This window comes from Nocardioides sp. (assembly GCF_030149505.1).
Taxonomy (GTDB): domain Bacteria; phylum Actinomycetota; class Actinomycetes; order Propionibacteriales; family Nocardioidaceae; genus Nocardioides.
The window spans coordinates 74,124-96,737 of record NZ_JASBRN010000044.1 but is presented as its reverse complement, the minus strand read 5'-3'; the positions used below and the strand labels follow the sequence as shown (position 1 = coordinate 96,737).

General features: G+C 73.2%; 23 protein-coding genes. 17 read left to right on the top strand and 6 right to left on the bottom strand.

The annotated features are described in order from the left end of the window. Window positions 1-78: 78 nt before the first annotated feature. From Q1V71_RS08445 to Q1V71_RS08415, 7 genes are all read left to right on the top strand, one after another. Entirely contained in the window at window positions 79-1,770 is a 1,692-nt protein-coding gene (locus Q1V71_RS08445) for a CTP synthase (RefSeq protein ID WP_300642844.1), read from the top strand. 7 nt (window positions 1,771-1,777) lie between these two features. Continuing rightward, the gene (locus Q1V71_RS08440) at window positions 1,778-2,416 is read left to right on the top strand and encodes an NUDIX domain-containing protein (protein WP_300642842.1); all 639 of its coding nucleotides are present in this window, start codon (window positions 1,778-1,780) and stop codon (window positions 2,414-2,416) included. A gap of 31 nt (window positions 2,417-2,447) precedes the next feature. Then, entirely contained in the window at window positions 2,448-3,326 is an 879-nt protein-coding gene (locus Q1V71_RS08435) for an MBL fold metallo-hydrolase (RefSeq protein ID WP_300642840.1), read from the top strand. 37 nt (window positions 3,327-3,363) lie between these two features. Beyond that, the gene (gene ald / locus Q1V71_RS08430) at window positions 3,364-4,479 is read left to right on the top strand and encodes an alanine dehydrogenase (protein WP_300642838.1); all 1,116 of its coding nucleotides are present in this window, start codon (window positions 3,364-3,366) and stop codon (window positions 4,477-4,479) included. A 65-nt stretch (window positions 4,480-4,544) separates the two neighbouring features. After that, entirely contained in the window at window positions 4,545-5,486 is a 942-nt protein-coding gene (locus Q1V71_RS08425; protein WP_300642862.1) for a site-specific tyrosine recombinase XerD, read from the top strand. Window positions 5,487-5,534: 48 nt separating this feature from the next. Then, complete coding sequence (locus Q1V71_RS08420; protein WP_300642836.1) at window positions 5,535-8,138, top strand: RNA helicase; 2,604 nt, start codon at window positions 5,535-5,537, stop codon at window positions 8,136-8,138. 77 nt (window positions 8,139-8,215) lie between these two features. Beyond that, entirely contained in the window at window positions 8,216-9,196 is a 981-nt protein-coding gene (locus tag Q1V71_RS08415; protein ID WP_300642834.1) for a TIGR03619 family F420-dependent LLM class oxidoreductase, read from the top strand. An 81-nt stretch (window positions 9,197-9,277) separates the two neighbouring features. Here the strand turns inward: Q1V71_RS08415 and Q1V71_RS08410 are convergent, their stop codons facing one another. Together Q1V71_RS08410 and Q1V71_RS08405 are read right to left on the bottom strand one after the other, a co-directional pair. Further along, window positions 9,278-10,264: an LLM class flavin-dependent oxidoreductase gene (locus Q1V71_RS08410; RefSeq protein WP_300642832.1), complete on the bottom strand. Its 987-nt coding sequence runs from the start codon at window positions 10,262-10,264 to the stop codon at window positions 9,278-9,280. Between the two features lie 117 nt (window positions 10,265-10,381). Beyond that, window positions 10,382-11,956 (bottom strand): AMP-binding protein, encoded by a 1,575-nt coding sequence (locus tag Q1V71_RS08405; RefSeq protein WP_300642831.1) that lies wholly within the window; start codon window positions 11,954-11,956, stop codon window positions 10,382-10,384. A gap of 101 nt (window positions 11,957-12,057) precedes the next feature. Between Q1V71_RS08405 and Q1V71_RS08400 the strand changes: the two genes are divergently transcribed. Beyond that, a complete protein-coding gene (locus Q1V71_RS08400; RefSeq protein ID WP_300642829.1) occupies window positions 12,058-12,486 on the top strand; it encodes a pyridoxamine 5'-phosphate oxidase family protein in 429 nt (142 codons plus the stop codon). 45 nt (window positions 12,487-12,531) lie between these two features. On the opposite strand, the gene cofC is transcribed toward Q1V71_RS08400, so the two are convergent. From cofC to Q1V71_RS08380, 4 genes are all read right to left on the bottom strand, one after another. Beyond that, the gene (gene cofC, locus Q1V71_RS08395) at window positions 12,532-13,191 is read right to left on the bottom strand and encodes a 2-phospho-L-lactate guanylyltransferase (RefSeq protein ID WP_300642827.1); all 660 of its coding nucleotides are present in this window, start codon (window positions 13,189-13,191) and stop codon (window positions 12,532-12,534) included. Next, a complete protein-coding gene (locus Q1V71_RS08390) occupies window positions 13,188-13,502 on the bottom strand; it encodes an EthD family reductase (RefSeq protein ID WP_300642825.1) in 315 nt (104 codons plus the stop codon). Before Q1V71_RS08390 ends, cofC begins: the two co-directional genes overlap by 4 nt. 64 nt (window positions 13,503-13,566) lie before the next feature. Further along, window positions 13,567-14,883, bottom strand: coding sequence for a GAF domain-containing sensor histidine kinase (locus Q1V71_RS08385; RefSeq protein ID WP_300642823.1), 1,317 nt, complete (start codon window positions 14,881-14,883; stop codon window positions 13,567-13,569). Further along, window positions 14,880-15,614: a response regulator gene (locus Q1V71_RS08380; RefSeq protein WP_300642821.1), complete on the bottom strand. Its 735-nt coding sequence runs from the start codon at window positions 15,612-15,614 to the stop codon at window positions 14,880-14,882. Before Q1V71_RS08380 ends, Q1V71_RS08385 begins: the two co-directional genes overlap by 4 nt. Window positions 15,615-15,767: 153 nt before the next feature. Between Q1V71_RS08380 and Q1V71_RS08375 the strand changes: the two genes are divergently transcribed. The 9 genes from Q1V71_RS08375 (at window position 15,768) to Q1V71_RS08335 (ending at window position 22,611) form a co-directional block, all read left to right on the top strand. Further along, window positions 15,768-16,943, top strand: a complete 1,176-nt coding sequence (locus tag Q1V71_RS08375; RefSeq protein WP_300642819.1) for a CDP-glycerol glycerophosphotransferase family protein — start codon at window positions 15,768-15,770, stop codon at window positions 16,941-16,943. Window positions 16,944-16,962: 19 nt separating this feature from the next. Continuing rightward, window positions 16,963-17,304 (top strand): GNAT family N-acetyltransferase, encoded by a 342-nt coding sequence (locus tag Q1V71_RS08370; protein WP_300642818.1) that lies wholly within the window; start codon window positions 16,963-16,965, stop codon window positions 17,302-17,304. 104 nt (window positions 17,305-17,408) lie between these two features. Then, complete coding sequence (locus Q1V71_RS08365) at window positions 17,409-18,299, top strand: ParA family protein (RefSeq protein WP_300642860.1); 891 nt, start codon at window positions 17,409-17,411, stop codon at window positions 18,297-18,299. Between the two features lie 2 nt (window positions 18,300-18,301). Then, entirely contained in the window at window positions 18,302-18,652 is a 351-nt protein-coding gene (locus Q1V71_RS08360) for a hypothetical protein (protein WP_300642859.1), read from the top strand. Then, window positions 18,649-19,581, top strand: a complete 933-nt coding sequence (locus tag Q1V71_RS08355; protein ID WP_300642816.1) for a ScpA family protein — start codon at window positions 18,649-18,651, stop codon at window positions 19,579-19,581. Before Q1V71_RS08360 ends, Q1V71_RS08355 begins: the two co-directional genes overlap by 4 nt. After that, window positions 19,574-20,248 (top strand): SMC-Scp complex subunit ScpB, encoded by a 675-nt coding sequence (scpB, locus tag Q1V71_RS08350; RefSeq protein WP_300642814.1) that lies wholly within the window; start codon window positions 19,574-19,576, stop codon window positions 20,246-20,248. The genes Q1V71_RS08355 and scpB overlap by 8 nt, the downstream gene beginning before the upstream one ends. Further along, window positions 20,245-21,015 (top strand): pseudouridine synthase, encoded by a 771-nt coding sequence (locus tag Q1V71_RS08345; RefSeq protein WP_300642813.1) that lies wholly within the window; start codon window positions 20,245-20,247, stop codon window positions 21,013-21,015. Before scpB ends, Q1V71_RS08345 begins: the two co-directional genes overlap by 4 nt. A 92-nt stretch (window positions 21,016-21,107) precedes the next feature. Beyond that, a complete protein-coding gene (aroH, locus tag Q1V71_RS08340; protein ID WP_300642811.1) occupies window positions 21,108-21,497 on the top strand; it encodes a chorismate mutase in 390 nt (129 codons plus the stop codon). Beyond that, window positions 21,490-22,611 carry a prephenate dehydrogenase gene (locus Q1V71_RS08335; RefSeq protein ID WP_300642809.1) on the top strand — a complete coding sequence of 374 codons (1,122 nt, stop codon included), beginning with the start codon at window positions 21,490-21,492 and terminating at the stop codon, window positions 22,609-22,611. The genes aroH and Q1V71_RS08335 overlap by 8 nt, the downstream gene beginning before the upstream one ends. Window positions 22,612-22,614: the final 3 nt, after the last annotated feature.

Here is a 22,614-nt window from a genome sequence, read left to right as displayed (position 1 = left end):
CCGGTGAAGGGTGCCCTGTCCGGACCGGGGCGCGTGGCGAGGAAGCGATCCGCAGCAGATGACCTAGGATGGAGTTCCGTGAGGAATTCAGCCCCGACCAAGCACGTGTTCGTGACCGGGGGCGTCGCCTCCTCGCTCGGGAAGGGACTCACCGCCTCCAGCCTGGGTCGCCTGCTCCGCTCGCGCGGTCTCTCGGTGACGATGCAGAAGCTCGATCCCTACCTCAACGTCGATCCCGGGACGATGAACCCGTTCCAGCACGGCGAGGTCTTCGTGACCAACGACGGGGCGGAGACCGACCTGGACGTCGGCCACTACGAGCGCTTCCTCGACGTCGACCTCTCCGGTCGGGCCAACGTCACGACCGGGCAGGTCTACTCCAACGTGATCGCCAAGGAGCGCCGCGGCGACTACCTCGGCGAGACCGTCCAGGTGATCCCGCACATCACCAACGAGATCTGCGAGCGCATCCTGGCGATGCACGGCGACGACGTCGACGTGGTCATCACCGAGATCGGCGGCACCGTGGGCGACATCGAGTCGCTGCCGTTCCTCGAGGCCGCGCGCCAGGTGCGCCAGACGATCGGGCGCGAGAACTGCTTCTTCGTCCACGTCTCCCTCGTGCCCTACATCGGGCCCTCGAAGGAGCTGAAGACCAAGCCCACCCAGCACTCGGTCGCCGCCCTGCGACAGGTCGGCATCCAGCCCGACGCGATCGTGTGCCGCGCCGACCGAGAGCTGCCCGAGGGCATCAAGCGCAAGATCGCCGACATGTGCGACGTCGACCGCGAGGCCGTCGTCACCGCCGCGGACGCGCCGTCGATCTACGACATCCCCAAGGTGCTGCACCGCGAGGGCCTGGACGCCTACGTCGTGCGCAAGCTCGACCTGCCCTTCCGCGACGTGGACTGGCGCGAGTGGGACGACCTGCTGCGCCGGGTGCACCACCCCGAGGAGGAGGTGCGGATCGCGCTGGTCGGCAAGTACGTCGACCTGCCCGACGCCTACCTCTCGGTGGTCGAGGCGCTGCGCGCCGGCGGCTTCGCCCACCACGCGAAGGCCGAGATCGAGTGGATCGCCTCCGACGAGTGCGCGACCCCGGCCGGCGCGGCGCGGCTGCTGCAGGACGTCGACGCCATCTGCGTGCCCGGCGGCTTCGGCATCCGCGGCCTCGAGGGCAAGCTCGGCGCCCTCACCTACGCCCGCACCCACGGCATCCCCACGCTCGGCCTGTGCCTGGGCCTGCAGAGCATGGTCATCGAGTACTCCCGCAACGTCCTGGGCCTGGACAAGGCCGACTCCACGGAGTTCGACCCCGACACCCCGGAGCCGGTCATCGCGACCATGGCCGAGCAGAAAGCGTTCGTGGAGGGCGCCGGCGACCTCGGCGGCACGATGCGGCTCGGCATGTACCCCGCGCACCTCAAGCCCGGCACGATCGCCCGCGAGGTCCACGGCGAGGAGGTCGTCTCCGAGAGGCACCGCCACCGCTACGAGGTCAACAACGCCTACCGCGAGCGCCTCGAGAAGGCCGGGCTGGTCTTCTCCGGCACCTCGCCCGACGACTCGCTCGTGGAGTACGTCGAGCTCCCGCGGGAGGTGCACCCCTACTACATCGCCACGCAGGCCCACCCCGAGCTGCGCTCGCGCCCGACCCGGCCGCACCCGCTGTTCAAGGGGCTGGTGGGCGCCGCGATCGCCCGCCAGCGCGAGCTGCGGATCCCGATCGACGAGTCGGGCCTGCGCCGCGAGCCGGCCGACGAGGAGTGAGCGCCCGGTGAGCGCCGGGGCTCCTGCCGACCAACAGCCCGACCAGCAACCCGACCAGCAACCCGAGCTGCGTGACCGGGCCGACCGGTGGCCGGTGCGGGAGTCCCGGCACCTGCACCGCGACGCCTGGGTGGTGGGCCTGCGCGAGGACCGGATCACCCTGCCCGACGGCTCCGGCGAGCCGTTCCGACGCCTGGTGCTCGAGCACCCGGGCGCCGCGGTCGTCCTGGCCGTCGACGACCGGGACCGGGTGCTGTGCCTGTGGCAGTACCGCCACGCGGCCGAGCGGACGTTCGTGGAGGTCCCCGCCGGCCTGCTGGACGGTGGCCCGGAGGAGTCGCCGCTGGACGTCGCGCGCCGAGAGCTGGTCGAGGAGACCGGCTACGAGGCGAGCGAGTGGACGCACCTGGTGACGACGTACGCCTCGCCCGGCATCTCGGCCGAGATCGCCCACATCTACCTCGCGCGCGGGCTGACCCACGTGGGCCGCGGCGACTTCGAGCCCCAGCACGAGGAGGCGCTCATGCGCACCGGCTGGGTGCCGTTCGGCGACCTGCACGCGGCGGTGCTGCGCGGCGACGTGCAGGACGCCCCCGTGGTGATCGCGGTGCTCGCTGCCCAGGCTCGTGGTCTGATGTCCCCGTGAGTGCGCGACCCGGTCGAGTCGAGGGCGCCCCATGAGGGTCACCTTCTGCGGTGTGCGCGGCTCCACGCCGGCACCCGGACCCGACTTCGTGCGGTACGGCGGGCACACCTCGTGCGTCGCGCTGGCCCACGACGGGGAGCGACCGACCCTGCTGCTGGACGGCGGCACGGGACTGATGCGGGTCACCGACCTGCTGGGCGCCACCCCGTTCCACGGGACCCTGCTCATCGGGCACCTGCACTGGGACCACACCCACGGCATCCCGTTCTTCCGCAGCGGCAACGCCCACGGCAGCCGGGTCGACGTGCTGATCCCGCAGCAGGAGGCCGGGCGCCGGGGCGACGCGCACGCGACGCTCGCCCGCTGCTTCTCGCCGCCGCACTTCCCGGTGGAGCCGCGCGAGCTCGGCGGGGGCTGGACCTTCGACGAGATCGCCGAGGGCACCCGGGAGCTCGAGGGCTTCGAGGTCACCGCCCGGCAGATCCCGCACAAGGGCGGGCGCACCTTCGGCTACCGCGTCAGCCACGGCAGCACGACCCTGGCCTACCTCTCCGACCACAGCCCGACCAGCGTGGGGCCCGGCCCCGACGGGCTGGGGGAGCGGCACGAGTCGGCGCTGGCGCTGGCCCGCGACGCCGACCTGCTGGTCACCGACGCCCAGCACCTGGCCTCGCAGTTCCCCGACGTCGCCTTCCTCGGCCACGCGAGCGTGGAGTACGACGTCGAGCTGGCCGTCGAGGCGGGGGTGCGCACCCTCGTGCTCTTCCACCACGACCCGTGGCGCACCGACGCCGAGGTCGACGACGTGCTGGCGCTCGCCCGCGAGCGCGCCGCCGGTCGCGTCGAGGTGGTCGCGGCGCACGAAGGTCTCGAGCTCTCGCTCCCGGCGCAGGACGACCCGCGCCGGTAGGGTCCCGGGAGTCCGGACCGTAGAGAAGGAGATCCCTGTGAAGGTCGGCGTCCCGAAGGAAGTCAAGAACCACGAGTACCGCGTGGCCATCACCCCGATCGGGGTGCACGAGCTGGTCGCGCACGGTCACGACGTGGTCATCGAGACCGGCGCCGGGCTCGGCTCCCAGGTCACCGACGAGGAGTACGTCGCCGCCGGCGCACGGATCCTCCCGACGGCCGACGACGTGTGGGGCACCGCGGAGACGGTGCTCAAGGTGAAGGAGCCGGTGGCCGAGGAGTACCACCGCATGCGCGAGGGCCAGACCCTCTTCACCTACCTCCACCTGGCCGCCGACAAGCCGCTGACCGAGAAGCTGCTGGCCCGCAAGGTCACGGGCATCGCCTACGAGACCGTCCAGCTGGGCAACGGCTCGCTGCCGCTGCTCTACCCCATGTCCGAGGTCGCAGGCTGCCTGGCGCCCCAGGTCGGGGCGCACGCGTTGCTCAAGGCCCAGGGGGGCCGCGGGGTGCTGCTCGGCGGCGTCGGTGGCGTCGCCAACGCCAAGGTCGTCATCATCGGCGCCGGCGTCTCGGGCCAGAACGCCGCCAACATCGCCCTCGGCATGGGTGCCGACGTCACCCTGCTCGACACCGACCTGGACAAGCTGCGGATGTCGTTCTGGCGCTACAACAACCAGGTGCACGGCCTGGCCTCCTCCAAGCTGGCCGTCGAGCAGCACGTCCGCGAGGCCGACATGGTCATCGGCGCGGTGCTGATCCCCGGCGCGGCCGCGCCGAAGCTGGTCAGCAACGAGCTGGTCTCGCAGATGAAGCCGGGTTCGGTGCTCGTCGACATCGCCGTCGACCAGGGCGGCTGCTTCGAGGACACCCGGGCCACGACCCACTCCGACCCGACCTACCAGGTCCACCAGTCGACCTTCTACTGCGTGGCCAACATGCCCGGCGCGGTGCCGACGACGTCGACCTACGCCCTCACCAACGCCACGCTGCCCTACGTCGTCGCGTTGGCCAACAAGGGCTGGAGGCAGGCGCTGGCCGACGACGCCGCCCTGGCCAAGGGCTTGAACACCCACGACGGCACGCTCACCAACGTGCCGGTCGGGCAGGCCGTCGGCATCGACGCGGTGGACCCGGCGACCGTCCTGGCGTGAGCGCACCCGCCGGCACGACCAGCCCGCCCGACCCGAGCACCGGCGTCCGGCCGGTGGAGCGCGCCGTGCGGACCTACCTCGACCACCTCGTGGTCGAGCGGGGCGTCGCTGCCAACACCCTGTCCTCCTACCGACGCGACCTGCGGCGCTACCTCGGCTGGCTGGCCGAGCGGGGGATCGAGGACCTGGTCGGCGTCGACGAGCAGGTGGTGACCGGGTTCCTCGTGCGGCTGCGGGAGGGGGACGGCGACCACCCGCCGCTCTCCTCGACGTCCGCGGCGCGCACCGTGGTCGCGGTGCGCGGGTTCCACCGGTTCGCCGTGGCCGACGGGCTGGTCGGGCACGACCCGGCTGCCGGCGTACGACCTCCGCAGCCGGCGAAGCGGCTGCCGAAGGCGCTGCCGCTCTCCGACGTGGAGGCCATCCTGGAGGCGGCCGGCTCGCCGGGCACCGTGCTGGCGCTGCGGGACCGGGCGCTGCTGGAGGTGCTCTACGGCACCGGTGCGCGGATCTCGGAGGCCGTCGGGCTGGACGTGGACGACCTCGACGTCGACCCCGCCACCGGGCAGGGCACGGTGCTGCTGCGCGGCAAGGGTGGCAAGCAGCGGCTGGTTCCGGTCGGGTCCTACGCACTGGAGGCGGTCGACGCCTACCTCGTGCGGGGTCGCCCCGAGCTGGTCTCGACAGGCTCGACCACCGGAAGGGGGCGCTCGGACGGAGGACGGGCCGGCGCGCTGTTCCTCAACGCCCGCGGCGGGCGGCTCTCGCGGCAGTCGGCGTGGACGGTGCTGACCCGCGCCGCGGAGCGGGCCGGGATCACCCGGGAGGTCTCCCCGCACACGCTGCGTCACTCCTTCGCCACCCACCTGCTGGACGGCGGCGCCGACGTGCGTGTCGTGCAGGAGCTGCTCGGGCACGCGTCGGTGACCACGACGCAGGTCTACACGCTGGTGACCGTCGACAACCTGCGCGAGGTCTTCGCCACCGCGCACCCGCGCGCCCGGTGAGGGGACGGTGATTCCGCACTCGTCGGCGGGTGGTGCGAGCGTGGGCGCATGAGCAGCGCAGCGAGTCACGGCTGGCCGGCCCCGGGGGCGTCCGCCGACGAGGTCTACGCCGCCGTCACGTCGTACGCCGCCGGGCGCGGGTTGGAGCTCTACCCCCACCAGGACGAGGCCGTGATCGAGCTGCTCGCGGGCAGCAACGTCGTGCTCGCGACCCCCACCGGCTCGGGCAAGTCGCTGGTCGCCCTCGCGGCGCACGCGGCGGCACTGGCCTCGGACCGGGTGAGCTTCTACACCGCGCCGATCAAGGCGCTGGTGAGCGAGAAGTTCTTCGACCTGTGCGAGGTCTTCGGCGCCGACGACGTCGGGATGCTCACCGGGGACGCGTCGGTGAACCCCGACGCCCCGATCATCTGCTGCACCGCCGAGATCCTGGCCAACCTGGCGCTGCGCGAGGGTCGCGGCGCCGACGTGGGCCTGGTGGTGATGGACGAGTTCCACTACTACGGCGAGCCGGACCGCGGGTGGGCCTGGCAGGTGCCGCTGCTGGAGCTGCCCGACGCCCAGGTGCTGCTGATGTCGGCCACCCTCGGCGACACCCGCGAGCTGCGCGAGGACCTCACCGCCCGCACCGGCCGCGAGACCGTGCTGGTCGACCAGGCCGAGCGCCCGGTGCCGCTGTCGTTCACCTGGTCGCTGGACCCGCTGGCCGAGACGTTGGAGGAGCTGGTGACGACCGGGCAGGCGCCGGTCTACGTCGTGCACTTCACGCAGAAGGACGCCGTCGAGCACGCCACGTCGCTGCTCAACGCGGGCTGGGTCTCGGCGGGCATCTCCCGCGAGCGCAAGGAGCAGCTGGCCGAGCGGATGGCGGGGGTGCGCTTCGCCGCGGGCTTCGGCAAGACCCTCGGCAAGCTGCTGCGCAAGGGGATCGGCGTCCACCACGCGGGGATGCTGCCGCGCTACCGGCGGTTGGTCGAGCAGCTGGCGCAGGCCGGGCTGCTGCAGGTCATCTGCGGCACCGACACCCTGGGCGTGGGCATCAACGTGCCGATCCGCACGGTGCTCTTCACCGGGCTGGCGAAGTTCGACGGCACCCGGATGCGGGTCCTGCGCACGCGGGAGTTCCTGCAGATCGCCGGACGGGCCGGCCGCGCCGGCTTCGACACCGCCGGCTTCGTGGTGGTGCAGGCGCCCGAGCACGTCATCGAGAACGAGAAGGCCAAGGCCAAGGCGGCCGAGCGCGTCGCGTCGGGCAAGAAGAAGTCCAAGGCGCAGCTGCGCAAGCCGCCCGAGGGCACGGTGGTGTGGACCGAGGCGACCTTCGAGAAGCTGGTGGCGGGGGAGCCCGAGCCGCTGGTCCCACGGATGCGGGTCGACAACTCCATGCTGCTCAACGTCCTGTCCCGGGAGGAGGACGCCTTCCCAGTCATGCGGCGCCTGCTGATGGAGAACCACGAGCCGCGCCGCCAGCAGCTGCGACTGGCACGCCGTGCCCTGCGGCTGACCCGCTCGCTGCTGGCCTCCGGCGTCCTGGAGCGGCTCGAGGAGCCCGACGAGCACGGTCGCCGCTACGTCCTGGGCGTGGACCTGCCCGAGGACTTCGCCCTCAACCAGCCGCTCGCGCACTTCGCGCTCGAGGCGCTGGAGGTGCTGGACCCCGACTCGGAGACCCACACCCTCGACGTGGTCTCGGTCGTCGAGGCGGTGCTCGAGGCACCCCGCCAGGTGTTGCTGGCCCAGCAGTGGGCCGCCCGCGGCGAGGCGATCGCGGAGATGAAGATGGACGGGGTCGACTACGACGAGCGGATGGCGCTGGTCGAGGAGGTGACCTGGCCGCAGCCGCTCGCGGAGCTGCTCGGGGCGACGTACGAGGTCTACCGGCGCGCACACCCGTGGCTGCCCGAGGACCTGCTCGACCCCAAGTCCGTGGTGCGCGAGATGTGGGAGCAGGGGCTCTCCTTCACCGACCTGGTCTCGCGCTACCAGCTGGCGCGCTCGGAGGGACTGGTCCTGCGCTACCTCACCGACGCCTACCGCACGCTGCGGCAGACGGTGCCCGAGCAGCACCGCACCGAGGAGCTGGAGCTGCTCGTGGAGTGGCTGGGCGAGACCATCCGGCAGACCGACTCCTCGCTGCTGGACGAGTGGGAGGCCCTGACCGACCCCGAGGGCGCGCTGGCCCGGTTGGGGGCCGAGCTGACCTCGGCGCACGCCCCGCCGCCACCGCCGCGGCCGCTCTCCCAGCAGGGCCGGGCCTTCGACGTCATGGTCCGCAACGCGATGTTCCGCCGGGTCGAGCTGGTGGCCCGCGACGACCTCGACGGGCTGATGGCCCTGGAGCGCGCCGCCGCGGACCGCACCGACCCGCCGCGCGAGGTGCTGATGACCCGCTCGGCCTGGGACGAGGCGATCGAGGCCTACTACGCCGACCACGACACCGTCGACATGGGCCCCGACGCACGCTCGCCGCAGCTGCTCGTGAGGGAGCCGGGCACCGACGAGGAGACCGGCGCCCGGGTGCTGCGGGTGCGCCAGACCGTGCACGACCCGGCCGGTGACCACGACTGGGTCGTCGAGGCGGTCGTGGACCTCGACGCCACCGACGAGGTGGGCGAGCTGGTGATGCCCACGACGGCCTTCCGGCGGCTCTGACGCGTCGTCCCGCGCGCGGGGACGGGCGGGCCGCAGGGGTGGTCCCCACCGCGGGCCCGCGCTGGCAGGCTCCACGGGTGGACGACGCACTGCCCCTCCTGGGCTTCGGGCTGCCGGTGTCGGGGAGCTGGGCCCGCCCCCCGACGATGCTGCGGGTGGCGCAGCGCGCCGAGGAGCTGGACTACCACGCGCTGTGGACCTTCCAGCGCCTGCTCGTGCCTGCCGAGGGCACGATCGACCCAGCGTGGGACGAGCGGAACAACCCGGCGGTCCGCTCGGCCGACGACCCGTCGTACCGCTCGGTCCACGACCCCCTCCTGCCGCTCGCGTACGTCGCCGGCCACACCTCCCGGATCCGGCTCGGCACCGCGACCATCTGCGCGCTCTTCACCCCGCCCGTGGTGCTCGCGACCGCGCTGACCACGGCCGACCACCTCACCGGTGGGCGGCTCGACGTCGGGCTCGGCATCGGCTGGCTCCCCCACGAGTACGTCGCCGCCGGGGTCCCGCAGGAGCGCCGCGGCGCGCGGTTCGAGGAGTACCTCCGAGTGCTCGAGGCGCTGTGGACCGAGGACCCCGTGGAGCACCGCGGCGAGTTCTACGACGTGCCCCGCTCGCACCCCGGCCCGGCGCCGGTGCAGCGGCCGCGTCCGCCGCTGCTGCTCGGCGGCGCCGCACCGGCAGCGCTGCGCCGCGCCGGCCGCGTCGCCGACGGGTGGATCGCCAGCAGCCGCCAGGACCTGGAGCGGATCGGGGAGTCGATCCGCCTGGTGCGCGCCGGCGCCGAGGAGGCCGGGCGCGACCCGGGGACGGTGCGGGTCGTGGTGCGGGCGATCGTCGACCTGCACGAGCGGCCGGTGGGCCGGCGAGAGCCGCTGCAGGGCAGCGTGGACCAGGTCCGCGACGACCTCGTGGCGATGCGCCGACGCGGGGTGACCGAGGTCTTCGTCGACCTCAACTTTTCCCCGCGCGTCGGGTCACCGGACATCGAGCCGGACGTCGCCGAGGAGCACGCCCTGCAGGTGCTCGAGGCGCTGGCACCGCACGCGCTCGGCTGACCCCCGACGCGCCGACACCGGACGCACCGACGCCGGCCGCCCGCAGGCCGGCCGACGTCGGTGGAGCCGCTGGAGACGGGGTCAGGCCGCGTGCACCTTCGGCATGATCTCCTCGTGCAGCTGGCGCAGGTCCTCCAGCGTCTTGGACACCGGCACGTCGGCGAAGGGCGGCCACAGCAGCGGCATGGTGAGGCCGGCCTCCTTGTAGCGGATCAGCATCTCGGTGATCTGGTCCGCAGTCCCGACGAGGATGTTGGACACCTTGCGGTTGTCGGTCTGGTCGGTGGGCTCGTCGGTGATCGTGAACCAGATCATCGAGCTCATCTCGAGGTCGTCGATGGACTTGCCCAGCTTGTCCAGCTCCTCGGCGATCGCGTTGCGCCACTCGGTGAGCTCGCGCGGGGTGTCCTGGATGCCGATCCAGCCCTTGAGGCCGTACTTCGCGACCCGGTTGGCCGAGCGCTTGGGGTCCTTGAGGCCGGAGAACCAGATCGGGGGGCCGGGCTTCTGCACCGGCTGGTGACCGAAGCCGGAGGGTCCGAAGTCGGCGAACTCGCCGTGGTACTCGAAGGTCTCGTTGCTCCAGATGCCCTGGCAGATCTCGATCGTCTCGCGCACGTGCGCGTGGCGGCGGGGGAAGAGGTGGGTGGCGCTGGCGGCGTCGAACTCCTCGGGCATCCAGCCGGCGCCGACACCGACGTTGAGCCGACCGTTCGAGAGGTGGTCGATGGTGGAGCACTCAGCAGCGAAGACCGCCGGGGCGCGGTAGGGCGTGTCGGTGATGCTCATGCCGATCCGCACCTTCTCGGTGCGTGCGGCCAGCCAGGGCAGGATCGGCCAGCCCTGGAACCACTTGCCCGTGCTCATCACCGGCATCTGCAGCGGGAACTGCTCCATCATCCCGAACGGGTACTTCATCTCGCCGCGGTCCGAGGCCTCCGGGACGATGATCCGGTCCAGGGTCCAGACCGAGTCGAAGTCGAGCTCCTCGGCGAGGTCGGTCAGGTCGGCGAGCTCCTGCACCGTGACGTGGTTGCGGAACGTGGGCAGGTACAACGCGAGCTTCATGGGGCCTCCTCGGGGCTTCGACGTCCGCGACCCGGGGATCTCCGGCCCGGCACCGCGTGTGACCCACGCAACACCCGGCGGCGGGCGGGCGACAAGGGATCCCCGCTCAAGGTCTGCTCAACGCTTGGTCAACGCCGGCGGCAGTGAGTCCGTGCCCAGGCGCTCGCGGAGCTCCCGCTTGAGGACCTTGCCGTAGTTGTTGGTCGGCAGCGCGTCGACCAGGTGGTACTCCTTGGGCCGCTTGAACCGCGCGATCCGCTCGGTGCAGGCGCGCTCCAGCGCGTCGTACGTCGGGGAGGACCCCTCGGCGGGGACCACGAAGGCCACCACCGACTCACCCCACTCCGGGTCCGGCCGCCCCACGACCGCGACGGCGGCCACGTCGGGGTGCGTCAGCAACGCCTCCTCGACCTCGCGGGGGTAGATGTTCATGCCGCCGCTGATGATGAGGTCCTTGGAGCGGTCCCGCAGGGTCAGGAAGCCGTCCTCGTCCATGCTGCCCACGTCGCCGGTGTGCAGCCAGCCCCCGCGCAGGGTCTCTGCCGTGGCCTCGGGCTGCTGCCAGTAGCCGGCCATGACGACGCGGCCGCGGACCACCACCTCCCCGACCTCGCCCGGTGCGACCTCGCGGTCCTGCTCGTCGACCACCCGGACCTCGACGTCGGTGCGGGGGAAGCCGACGCCCTGCATCCGCTCGCGCCAGCGCGGGTGGTCGGTGTCAGCGTGGTCGGCCTTGGAGAGCCCGGTGATCGTCATGGGGGTCTCGCCCTGGCCGTAGATCTGCGCCAGCCGTGGACCGAGCGTCGCCAGCGCGACCTCCAGGTCGGCGAGGTACATCGGCGCCCCGCCGTAGATGACCGTCTTGAGCCCACCCAGGCCGGCGGGCCCGACGGCGGTGAGGGCGGGGTCGGTGGCGAGGCGACGGATCATGATCGGTGCCGCGAAGAACGACATGCCGGGCCAGCGATCCAGCAGCTCGAGCAGCTCGGTGCCCTCGAGCGCACCGGAGGTCGGGAAGACGCTCACGGCGCCGCGCGCCAGGTGCGGCAGTCCGTAGAGCCCCGAGCCGTGGGAGAGCGGCGCGGCGTGCAGGACGCTGTCCTCGGCCTCGACCTTGTCGATGTCGGCGTAGTAGCTCAGCGAGGCCATCAGCAGGTTGCCGTGCGTGAGCAGGGCGCCCTTGGGCCGCCCGGTCGTGCCGGAGGTGTAGAAGAGCCAGGCGCCGTCGTCGGGTGAGCGGTCGACCAGCACAGCGGGGGCGTGGCCGACCGCGGCGTCCCAGTCGGCACCGGGGGCGAGGAGCACCCGGAGCCCGGGGAGCCGCTCGGTCAGGTCCGCCACGTCGGCGCGGTGCGCCTCGTCGGTGACCACCAGGGACGTGCCGCTGTCGACGAGGATGTACGCCACCTCCTCGGGGTGCAGCCGTGCGTTGACGGGTACGGCGACCAGGCCGGCGTGCCAGGCGCCGAGCTGTGCCACGAGGTACTCCGGGCAGTTGGCCATGAGGATCGCGACCCGGTCGCCGGGAGCCAGGCCGTACCCGTCGGCCCCTGCGTCGGCGAGGGCGCCGCCCACGGCGGCGACCTCGGTGGCGAAGGCCTCCCAGGTGGCCCGCACCTGCGTGCCCACGGCGAGGGCGGGTCGCCCCCGCAGTCGCCGTCCGTTGCGCTGCACCCACGAGGCGAGGTTCATCCCGTCAACGTCGCGCCGTCGTGTGCGCAGGTCAAGCGCCCGCCGCGGGCGTTGAGGAAGCCTTGATGGAAGCCGGCGCCGCCGCGACCTAGCGTGGGGCCATGAGACTGGACGCCGACCAGGCCAGGGCGCGGCTCGAGGGCCACGTGCACGGGATCTTCTGCACGCTGCACCCCGACCGTGGGCCCGACCCCCAGCCGGTGGTCTACGCGATCAGCCAGGACGGTCACATCGGCGTGCCCATCGACAAGGTGAAGCCCAAGAAGTCCTCCCGCCTGCAGCGCGAGGACAACCTCGACGCCGACCCGCGCGGGGCGCTGCTCGTCGACCACTGGGACCACGAGGACTGGTCGCGGCTGTGGTGGGTCCGCGCCGACACCGAGCACGTCCCGGACCCCGCGGAGGCGCTGGTGGAAGAGCTCTCCGTGCGGCTCGCCGCCACCGTGCCGCAGTACGCCGACCGGCCCTTCCACCGCGTCCTGGTCTGCCGCATCACCAGGATCACCGGCTGGGCGGCCAGCGAGGACTGAGTCCTCCTCGTCGGCCCCCGGGGGCCTGGCCGCCGGACCGGCGGCTCAGCCGGCCTCGCGCCGGCCGTAGCGGTCCAGCCCCAGTCTTTCGCAGGCGGTCGCCGTGGCCGGGCCCGTGCCGAGCCGGATGGCCAGCAGCAGGTCGGCGAGGGTGTCCACGTCCTGCCGCGCCCGGCGCGGCACGTCCGACAGGGGCACCAGGCCCGCCGCCGCGTGCTTGCCGGCCGATCCGGGGCCGTAGCGCACCGTCACCGCGTGCTCGGGCGGCAGCACCAGCAGCGTCGTCCCCGTGCGGGACAGGTCCGGGACGAACGCCCCGCGGTCACCGGAGGAGGTGAGGACCCGGTCGACGTCACCGGGCCGCAGGCAGGGCAGGTCGGCCGGGACGACGCAGACGGCCGTCCCGGGGCGGTCCGCGTGGGCGGCGAGCACCCCTCGGCGCACGGCACCACCGAGGCCTGTGCCGCCGTCCGGGACCACCCGGACCCGGTCGGGGGCGGTGGCACGCAGGTCCTCGGCCACCTCCTCGTCGGAGGTCACGACGACCGCCGCGTCCACGCGTCCGGCCGTGAGCACGGCGCACAGGGTGTCGCGGGCGAACCCCAGCGCGAGGTGGCGGCGGTCCGGGTCCGGCAGCGCCAGGCGCGACTTGGCGTGCGCCAGCTCCTTGACCGGCAGGACCGCGGTCAGGGGCGGACCGCTCATGCGAAGCGGGTGGTCGGTCCGGTGAGGAGGTCGACGCCGGCTCCGGCGAAGTTCGCCAGGTCGGCGACGGCGGCCGCCCCCTCCGGGCCGGACAGCGCGGCCCCCATCGCCTCGGCGTCAGTGAAGGTGAGGTGGGCGACGAAGTAGTAGGCCGGGCGGGCTCCGTCCGGCCCGGGGCCCGGGTGGGTCCCGGTGAAGGACACCAGCCCCGGGAGGGCAAGGCCCAGCGGAGCGTGGACGTCGGCGTAGTGCCGGTCGAAGGCCTCGGTGTCCTCCGGGTGGTGGTAGCAGGCGAGCAGGCTGGCGGTCACGGTGGTCCTTCTTTTGTCGACGGGCGGAGGGCTGGGCGGGGTGGGGCGGTGCGTGGCGGTGGGGTCAGGGGCCGGGCAGGCGGACCCGCATCTCGGTGCCGCCGGGGCCGGTCCGGCCCACGACGAGCTCACCGCCCATCGCGTGGACGAGGCCGGCTGAGAGGGCCAGGCCGAGACCGACGCTGTCGCCGCCGACAAGGGGCTGCGTGCCACCGGGGGCGAAGGGGGTGAAAAGCCGGTCGAGGAGGTCCGGTGCGATGCCGGGTCCGTCGTCGCGGACGGTCAGGACGACCTGACCCGCGTCGCGGGTCGCGGCCACTGTCACGGCGCCGCCGGCGCGCCCATGGCGCACCCCGTTCTCGACGAGGTTGAGCAGCACCTGCCGCAGCCGGCGACGGTCGGCCAGCACCGTCGTCGGCCCGTCCTGTGGGAGCTCCTGGTCGAGGATGGTCGACCGTGCCGCGGCCTTGGCCGAGAGCAGGCCCAGCACCTCCTCGACGACCTCGGCGACCGGGACGGCCGCGACCTGCAGCGGCAGCGCGCCGGCCTCGAGACGGCTGACGTCGAGGACGTCGGTGAGCAGATCCATCACGTGCCCCGCCGCGGCCCCGATGTGGGCGAGCGCCTCGCGCCGGCGGGCCTCGTCGAGGTCGATGGTGCCCAGCAGCTCGGCGAAGCCCACGATGGCCTGGATCGGCGTGCGTGCCTCGTGGCCGACCGCGGCCAGCAGCTGCGACTTGGCGCGCGAGAGCTCCTCGGCGGTGCGCCGGGCGGTCTCCGCCTCCAGGCGCGCCCGGCGGTCGGCCACCAGCTCGGCGTGCCCGATCGCCACGGCGGCGAGGTGGGTGAAGCGGTCGACGAGCCGTTGCTCGCGCGGCGTGGGGGTGTGGGGAGTGCGGTGGTAGACGGCGAAGGTCCCGACGGGCCGGTGGTCACGACCCGCGATGGGGGTGGACCAGCAGGCTTGCTGGCCGGCGGCGGCGGCGGCATCGCGGAAGTCGGCCCAGCGCGGGTCGAGGCGGACGTCGGGGACCAGCACCGGGCGGTTGAGAGCCGCCGCCGTGCCGCACGAGCCGACCCCGTCGGCGACCGGCAGGCCGTCGATGGCGGCGACGTACGACGACGGGAGGCTCGGCGCGGCACCGTGGTGCAGCCGGCCGGTCGGGCGGTCCAGCAGGAGCACCGAGCAGCTGGCGCCCGGCATCAGGCCCTCCAGCGAGCGCAGGATCTCGGTCAGGACGTCGGACAGCGGAGCGGCCTGGGCGATCAGCTCCAGCACCGCGGTCTGCCGGTCCAGCAGGACCGGGGCGTCGAGCCAGTCGCCCTCGTCCATGGTCCCCGGCACCGGTCCGTGTGCGGGGTGGGGACCCAGCGTGGTCACGTGCCCTCCACGAGCTGGTAGCCGACGCCGCGGACGGTGCGCAGGAGGCGAGGGTGCGCGGGGTCCTGCTCGATCTTGCAGCGCAGCCGGTGCACGTGCTCGGTCACGGTGGCCTCGCCGAGCCAGTCCGAGGAGGAGTTCCAGACCCGCTCGAGCAGCTGGCCGCGGGAGAACACGTGCCGCGGGTGCGCCGCGAGGAAGGCCAGCAGGTCGAACTCCTTGGGAGTGAGGTCGATGTCGGTCTCGCCGAGAAGCACCCGACGCGTGCCGGGCTCGATCCGCAGCTCCCCGACCCGGACCACCTCGCCGGAGAGCTCGGGGGAGGTCCGGCGCAGCACCGAACGGACCCGCGCTGCCAGCTCTCCGGGGGAGAACGGCTTGACGAGGTAGTCGTCCGCACCCAGGTCCAGGCCGACGATCCGGTCGGTCTCGCCGCTGCGGCCCGACAGCACGATGATCGGCAGGTCCGCGCGACCGGCATGCCCCTGCCGGACCGAGCGCAGCACGTCGAGCCCGCCGACGCCGGGCAGCGAGAGATCCAGGACGACCAGCGCAGGGCGGTCGTCGGCGATCCTCCGCAGCGAGGCCGGCCCGTCCTCGGCCTCGACCACGCGGAAGCCGGCGTCGTCGAGCTGCCAGCGCACGACGGTGCGGATCGCGGCGTCGTCGTCGACCACCAGCACGAGGGGTGCGCTGTGGTCGGCCGCCTGCTCGCGGACCGCGTGCGTCATGTGTGATGGGTACCACAGGAGGTCGCGCCGGTCACGGGGTCCGGCGGGTGCGTTGTGCCAGCGTTGAGGTGCGTCCGAGGCGGTGTGCCGGGCGCCCGCGGCGATCGCTGCGGCGACTGTGAGCAGGGGCGCCCGACGACGTACGATCCCGTGGTGACAGAGGTAGCCGCCATGCCCGAGATCCCGAGGATCTCCGTCATCGCCTACTTCGGCGACGACCCGACGCGGGTCTACCAGCTCGTGCAGTGGCTGCCGGTGCTGGAGGTCCTCGACGAGGTGCACCCGGTCGGCCTGGTCGTGCGGGATCCCGCCGTCGCCGGCCTGCTCGAGGAGCGCACCCACCTCCGTGTGCTGCTGGCGCCCGAGTTCCAGGAGCTGCGCGCGCTCTACGAGCGCCTCGACGCCGGGGTCGCGCTCTACTGCAACAACTCGATGCTCAACTTCCAGTCGCTGCTGGACCCCCGGATGCTGCACGTCCACGTCAACCACGGCGAGAGCGACAAACAGTCGATGGCCAGCAACAACGCCAAGGCCTACGACCGGGTCCTGGTCGCCGGCGAGGCGGCGGTGCAGCGGCACCTGGCCGCGCTGATGGAGCTCGACGCCTCCCGGCTGGTGCGGGTGGGGCGCCCCCAGCTGGACGTGCCGCGCGAGCGGGTGCTGGCCCCCTCGACCCGGCGGACGGTCCTGTACGCCCCCACCTGGGAGGGCGACGCCGACTACAACGACTACACCTCCGTCGACGTCATGGGGCCGGCCATCGCGGAGGCCGCGCTGTCGGTGCCGGACGTGCGGGTGGTCTACAAGCCGCACCCGAAGGTCGTCACCAGCACCCGGCCCGACGTCCGTGAGGGTCACCGGGCCATCACCGCGCTCGTGACCGCCGCGGCACTGACCGATCCCGAGGCCGGTCACCTGGCGCTGACCAGCGCCGACATCCTCGCGGTCATGCCCGACTGCGACGCGCTGGTCACCGACGTGTCCTCGGTCGGCCTGGACTGGCTCTACCTGCGCAACGAGAAGCCGCTGCTGCTCACCGACAAGCACGCCGACCCCGAGCGGCTGCGCGAGGAGGTGCCGGTCAGCCGGTGCGCCGACGTCGTCGAGCCCGCGGACGTCCACGGGCTCGCCGACCTGCTGGCCGCGCGCCTCGACCACGACGAGCACCACCTGGCCCGGGTCGCCATGCGCCACCACTACTTCGACGACGTCGCGGTGGGGGAGTCCACGACCCGTTTCCTCACGGTCGTCGGCGAGCTGCTCGCGCTGCGCGACCGGCTCCAGGGCGTTGCGCCGACCACGCGCGGGTCGGTCGGCATCACCGCCTGAGCGATCTAGGGTGGCGCGCATGAGCGAGCAGCCCTCCGTGGAGGTCCGGCACGAGCCCGAGCGGTCGCGCTGGGCGGCGTACGTCGACGGCGAGGAGGCCGGGTACGCCGACTACGTGCTGCTCGAGGACCCGCCGCGGGTCGTCTTCCCGCACACGGTCACGCACCCGGCGTACGGCGGGCGCGGGGTGGCCGCGCAGGTCGTCGGCGCCGCGCTGGAGCACGTGCGGGCCGAGGGCGGGCGGCAGGTGGTGCCGCAGTGCTGGTTCGTGGCTCGGCACATCGAGCAGCACCCGGAGCTGGCCGGGCTGCTGGAGGTCGCTCCCACGAGCATCGACGAGGCTCGCCGCAACGGGTTGTAGCGGCCTCCACCCGGCACCTAGAGTGCGCGGGTCGTCCCCGCGCGGCGCCAGGCGCTTTGTCGACATGGGGGCCGGATGAGGAGAGCGTCGTGACCGATGGTGGGATGGCCCCTGTGACCGACCCGCTGCCCTTCGACCGTCCCGACGAGAAGCCGACCATGGGTCCGACCGGCCGCCCGATGCCGGTGCTCCCGGAGCCGACGCCGCTGACCTCGCACGGGCCGGCGCGGGTGGTGGCGATGTGCAACCAGAAGGGCGGCGTCGGCAAGACGACGACGACCATCAACCTGGGGGCCGCGCTGGCCGAGCTCGGCCGCAAGGTGCTGCTCGTCGACTTCGACCCGCAGGGCTCGCTGTCGGTGGGCCTGGGCCTGAACCCGCACGAGATGGAGCTGACGGTCTACAACCTGCTCATGGAGCGCGACGTCGCGCTCGAGGAGGTCGTGGTGCCTACCGGCGTGCCGGGCATGGACCTGCTGCCCTCCAACATCGACCTCTCGGCCGCCGAGGTGCAGCTGGTCCACGAGGTGGCCCGCGAGCAGACCCTGCAGCGGGTGCTCGCGCCGGCGATCGCCGACTACGACGTCATCCTCATCGACTGCCAGCCCTCCCTGGGCCTGCTCACGGTCAACGCGCTGACCGCCGCCGACGGGGTGATCGTGCCGCTGGAGTGCGAGTACTTCGCGCTGCGCGGTGTGGCCCTGCTCAAGACCACCATCGACAAGGTGCGCGAGCGGCTGAACCCCAAGCTGGAGATCGACGGCGTCCTGGGCACGATGTTCGACGGTCGCACCCTGCACTCGCGCGAGGTCATGGAACGGCTGGTCCAGGCATGGGGGGACAAGGTCTTCCACACCGTCATCCGCCGCACGGTGAAGTTCTCCGACTCCACGGTGGCCGGCGAGCCCATCACGACCTACGCCTCGTCCTCGGCCGGCGCCGACTCCTACCGCCAGCTCGCGAAGGAGGTGCTCGCCCGGTGCCTCGACGGGTGAGCATGCCCGCCGCCGACGACCTGTTCCGGCCCACCGCCGAGCAGCCGACCCCGCCTGCCGTCGCCGCCGAGCCCACCGGTGCGGCGCAGACCCCGGCCCCGGGCCCGGCGGAGACCGCCGGTCCGAGGAAGCCCAGTGGGCGGGTGCGGCACGACGAGAAGATGACCGTCTACGTCACCAGCGCCGAGCTGCTCGCCATCGAGCAGGCGCGGCTGCGGCTGCGCAGCGAGCACGGCCTGGCCATCGACCGGGGCCGGCTGGTGCGCGAGGCGCTCGGGCTGGTGCTCGGCGACTTCGAGGAGCGCGGTGGGGCCAGCGACCTGGTGGCCCGCTTGACCGTGGACCAGGAGTGAGCCCGGCCGCCACCGACGACGTCGCCGTCGCGGAGGCGCCGGCGGGGTTCTCGCTGCGCCTGGACAACTTCGAGGGTCCCTTCGACCTGCTGCTGCAGCTGATCTCCAAGCACAAGCTGGACATCACCGAGGTCTCCCTCTCGCGGGTGACCGACGAGTTCATCGCCCACGTCAAGGCGCTCGGGCGGTCCGGCAGCTCGGTCGACGACCTCGAGGAGACCACCTCCTTCCTGCTCGTCGCCGCCACCCTGCTCGACCTCAAGGCGGCCCGGCTGCTGCCCCAGGGCGACGTGGAGGACGAGGAGGACCTCGCCCTGCTCGAGGCCCGCGACCTGCTCTTCGCCCGGCTGCTGCAGTACAAGGCGTTCAAGCAGGTCGCCTCGGTGCTCGAGCAGCGGCTGGCGGGGGAGTCGCGGCGCCACCCGCGGGCCGTCGGTCTGGAGGAGCGCTTCGCGACCCTGCTGCCCGAGGTCCTCATCGGCATCGGCCTGGAGCAGTTCGCTGCGCTGGCCGCCAAGGCGATGGCGCCCAAGCCGGTGCTCGAGCTGCCGACCCACCACATCCACGCCCCCGCGGTGTCGGTGCGCGAGCAGGCGGGCATCGTCGTCGACCGGCTGCGCCGCTCGGGGACTCTCACCTTCCGGGCGCTGTGCGGCGACTCCCCGGACACCCTGACCACGGTGGCGCGGTTCCTGTCCCTCCTCGAGCTCTTCCGCGAGGGGGCCGTCGCCTTCGACCAGGTCACCCCCCTCGGCGAGCTCACCGTGCGCTGGACCGGCGAGGAGGACGCCGACGTCGAGGACCTGGTCACCGACGAGTTCGACGGTGCGCCCACCGACGACCCGGAGGCCGCCGAGCAGGCAGCAGCCCCGACCGACCTGCCCGCTCGGCGCGATGCCGACCACCCCCAGGAGAACCCCGATGAGTGAGGCCACCCCCACCGACGAGACGACGGAGGAGATGCTCGACGTGCCCGTGGCGGCGCTGCGCCCCTCGCTGGAGGCGGTGCTCATGGTCGCCGACCAGCCGCTGGACGCGGTGACCCTGGCCACCGCCGTCGGGCACCCGGTCGAGGACGTCGTGGCCGCGCTCCAGCTGCTCGCCGAGGAGTACGACGAGGCCGACCGCGGCTTCGAGCTGCGCAACGTCGCGGGGGGCTGGCGCTACTACACCCGCGAGGACTACGCCCACGTCGTGGAGCGGTTCGTGCTCGACGGCCAGCAGGCGCGGCTGACCCAGGCGGCGCTGGAGACCCTGGCCGTGGTGGCCTACCGTCAGCCGGTCTCGCGGGCCCGCGTCTCGGCGATCCGCGGCGTCAACGTCGACGGCGTCATGCGCACCCTGCTCACCCGCGGGCTGGTCGAGGAGGCGGGGAGCGACCCCGAGACCGGCGCGCACCTCTACCGCACCACCAGCTACTTCCTGGAGCGGATCGGGGTCACCGGCCTCGACGAGCTGCCCGAGCTGGCGCCGTACCTCCCCGACCTGGAGGACATGGAGGAGGAGCTCGGTGCGCTGGCGACCCAGCACGCCCCGGGCCCCGCCGGCCAGGAGCCCGCCGCACCGTCGGAGCCGGTGGGCGAGGAGCAGGCATGAGCGACTCGCAGGTCCCCGTCGACGAGGACGGGCTGATCCGGCTGCAGAAGCTGCTGGCGATGTCGAACGTGGCGTCGCGGCGCAAGTGCGAGGAGCTGATGCTCGCCGGCGAGGTCGAGGTCGACGGCGAGGTCGTGACCCGGCTCGGCACCAAGGTCGACCCGACGCGCGCCGTCATCCGGGTCCAGGGGCGCCGGCTGCCGCCGGTCTCCGCGCACGTCTACCTCGTGCTCAACAAGCCCCGCGGCGTGGTCTCGACCATGTCTGACCCCGAGGGACGGCGGTGTTTGGGCGACGTGGTCGCGGACAGGCCCGAGCGGCTCTTCCACGTGGGTCGGCTCGACACCGACACCTCGGGGCTGCTGCTGCTGACCAACGACGGCGACTTCGCCCAGCGGATGGCGCACCCCTCCTACGAGGTCGACAAGACCTACGTGGCCGAGGTCGAGGGCGAGGTCTTCCCGCGCACCCTCAAGCAGCTGCGCGAGGGCGTGGAGCTCGAGGACGGGCCGGTCCAGGTCAGCAGCATCAAGGTCGTCGCGGGCAAGCACGGGCGCAACCACCCCGGCCGCACGGTCGTGGAGCTGGTGATCCACGAGGGGCGCAACCGGATCGTGCGGCGCCTGCTCGACCACGTCGGCCACCCCGTGCTGCGGCTGACCCGCACCCGGATCGGCCCGATCGAGCTGGGGCGCCTCGGGGCCGGCGAGCTCCGCGACCTGACCCTCGACGAGCTCGGGCAGCTGCTGGACAGCGCGCAGATGTGAGCAGCGGGGTCAGTAGCCTGACCCGCGCAACCGCAGCACCACCCAGCACCAGTGAGCACCACCAGGCACGACGAGGACAGAGGGAGCAGCACGTGGCGGTCCGGGCGATCCGAGGAGCGACCCAGCTCGAGGAGGACGTGCGCGACCACATGCTCGAGCGGGTCGCGGAGATGGTCACCGACGTGATGACCGCCAACGGCCTCGAGGTCGACGACTTCATCTCCGTGGTCTTCACCGCCACCTCCGACCTGGTCTCGGAGTTCCCGGCCTACGCCGCCCGCCGGCTCGGCTTCGGCGAGGTGCCGCTGCTGTGCGCCCGCGAGCTGGAGATCGAGGGCTCGATGCCTCGCGTCGTGCGGATGATGGCCCACGTCGAGACCGACCGGCCGCGCGCCGACATCACCCACGTCTACCTCCACGGCGCCGCGGCGCTGCGCTCGGACCTGACCCGGGTGCGGTCGCTGCCCGACGGCGATGCCTGAGACCTCGGGGCCCGGTGAGCGACCCGACGGGCTGCCCGCTCCTGAGCGTGGTGACTGGCTGACCGGTCCGGTCCTGGTCGTCGGGGCGGGCCTGCTCGGGACCTCGGTGGGCCTGGCCTGCCGCCGCTCCGGCCTGGAGGTCCTGCTCAGCGACGTCTCCTCCGAGCACGTGCGCACCGCCTCCGGCATGGGTGCCGGTCGACCCCTCGAGCCGGGGGACCGGCCGCAGCTGGTCGTCGTGGCCGTGCCGCCCGACCACGTGGGCGAGGCGGTGCGGGCGGCGCTGGCCGCCCACCCCGGTGCCGTGGTCACCGACGTCGGCAGCGTGAAGACGGGCCCGTGGCAGTCGGTGCACGAGCAGGCCGGCGCGGCGTCGTACGTCGGCGGGCACCCGATGGCGGGCAGCGAGCGGTCCGGGCCGCTGGCGGCGTCCGCCTCGCTGTTCGACGGCCGGCCCTGGGCGATCACCCCGCACCCCGAGAGCGACCCCGCGGCCGTCGAGGTCGTGGAGGACCTGGTGCGGCTGTGCGGTGCGGTGCCGGTGTGGCTGACCCCGCAGGAGCACGACCGGGCGGTGGCGCGCACGAGCCACGTGCCGCACCTGCTCTCGGTGCTCGCGGCTGCGCGGCTGGCCGCCGGTCCGGAGAACCACCTGGCGCTGTCGGGGCAGGGGGTGCGCGACGTCACCCGCGTGGCTGCGGGCGACCCGCGGCTCTACAGCCAGATCGTCGGCGCCAACGCCGACGCCGTGCTCGACCTGCTGGGCGAGGTGCGCGACCAGCTGGACGCGGTCATCGCCGCCGTCGGAGCCGGTGACCGGTCCGCGCTGGAGGACGTGCTCGCCAGCGGTGTCGCTGGCACCCGGGTGATCCCGGCCAAGCACGGCGGCCCCGCGCGGCCCATGCGCTCGGTGTGGGTCTCGGTGCCCGACCACCCCGGCGAGCTGGCCCGGCTGCTGGCCGACGCCGTCGCCTGCGAGGTCAACGTCGAGGACATCCGCATCGACCACGACCCCGGTCGACCCGTCGGCCTGGTGGAGCTGGTGGTCGAGGACACCCGGGCCGACCACCTGCTCGGCTCTCTGGAGTCTCGCGGTTGGGAGACTCACCGGTAGGCT

What these genes read in the sequence shown, in the direction of transcription:
- Q1V71_RS08435 (WP_300642840.1), top strand. Translation starts at nt 2,448, where the DNA reads ATGAGGGTCACCTTCTGCGGTGTGCGCGGCTCCACGCCGGCACCCGGA.
- Q1V71_RS08420 (WP_300642836.1), top strand. Translation starts at nt 5,535, where the DNA reads ATGAGCAGCGCAGCGAGTCACGGCTGGCCGGCCCCGGGGGCGTCCGCC.
- Q1V71_RS08410 (WP_300642832.1), bottom strand. Translation starts at nt 10,264, where the DNA reads ATGAAGCTCGCGTTGTACCTGCCCACGTTCCGCAACCACGTCACGGTG.
- Q1V71_RS08405 (WP_300642831.1), bottom strand. Translation starts at nt 11,956, where the DNA reads ATGAACCTCGCCTCGTGGGTGCAGCGCAACGGACGGCGACTGCGGGGG.
- Q1V71_RS08400 (WP_300642829.1), top strand. Translation starts at nt 12,058, where the DNA reads ATGAGACTGGACGCCGACCAGGCCAGGGCGCGGCTCGAGGGCCACGTG.
- cofC (WP_300642827.1), bottom strand. Translation starts at nt 13,191, where the DNA reads ATGAGCGGTCCGCCCCTGACCGCGGTCCTGCCGGTCAAGGAGCTGGCG.
- Q1V71_RS08380 (WP_300642821.1), bottom strand. Translation starts at nt 15,614, where the DNA reads ATGACGCACGCGGTCCGCGAGCAGGCGGCCGACCACAGCGCACCCCTC.
- Q1V71_RS08370 (WP_300642818.1), top strand. Translation starts at nt 16,963, where the DNA reads ATGAGCGAGCAGCCCTCCGTGGAGGTCCGGCACGAGCCCGAGCGGTCG.
- Q1V71_RS08365 (WP_300642860.1), top strand. Translation starts at nt 17,409, where the DNA reads ATGGCCCCTGTGACCGACCCGCTGCCCTTCGACCGTCCCGACGAGAAG.
- Q1V71_RS08360 (WP_300642859.1), top strand. Translation starts at nt 18,302, where the DNA reads ATGCCCGCCGCCGACGACCTGTTCCGGCCCACCGCCGAGCAGCCGACC.
- scpB (WP_300642814.1), top strand. Translation starts at nt 19,574, where the DNA reads ATGAGTGAGGCCACCCCCACCGACGAGACGACGGAGGAGATGCTCGAC.
- Q1V71_RS08345 (WP_300642813.1), top strand. Translation starts at nt 20,245, where the DNA reads ATGAGCGACTCGCAGGTCCCCGTCGACGAGGACGGGCTGATCCGGCTG.
- Q1V71_RS08335 (WP_300642809.1), top strand. Translation starts at nt 21,490, where the DNA reads ATGCCTGAGACCTCGGGGCCCGGTGAGCGACCCGACGGGCTGCCCGCT.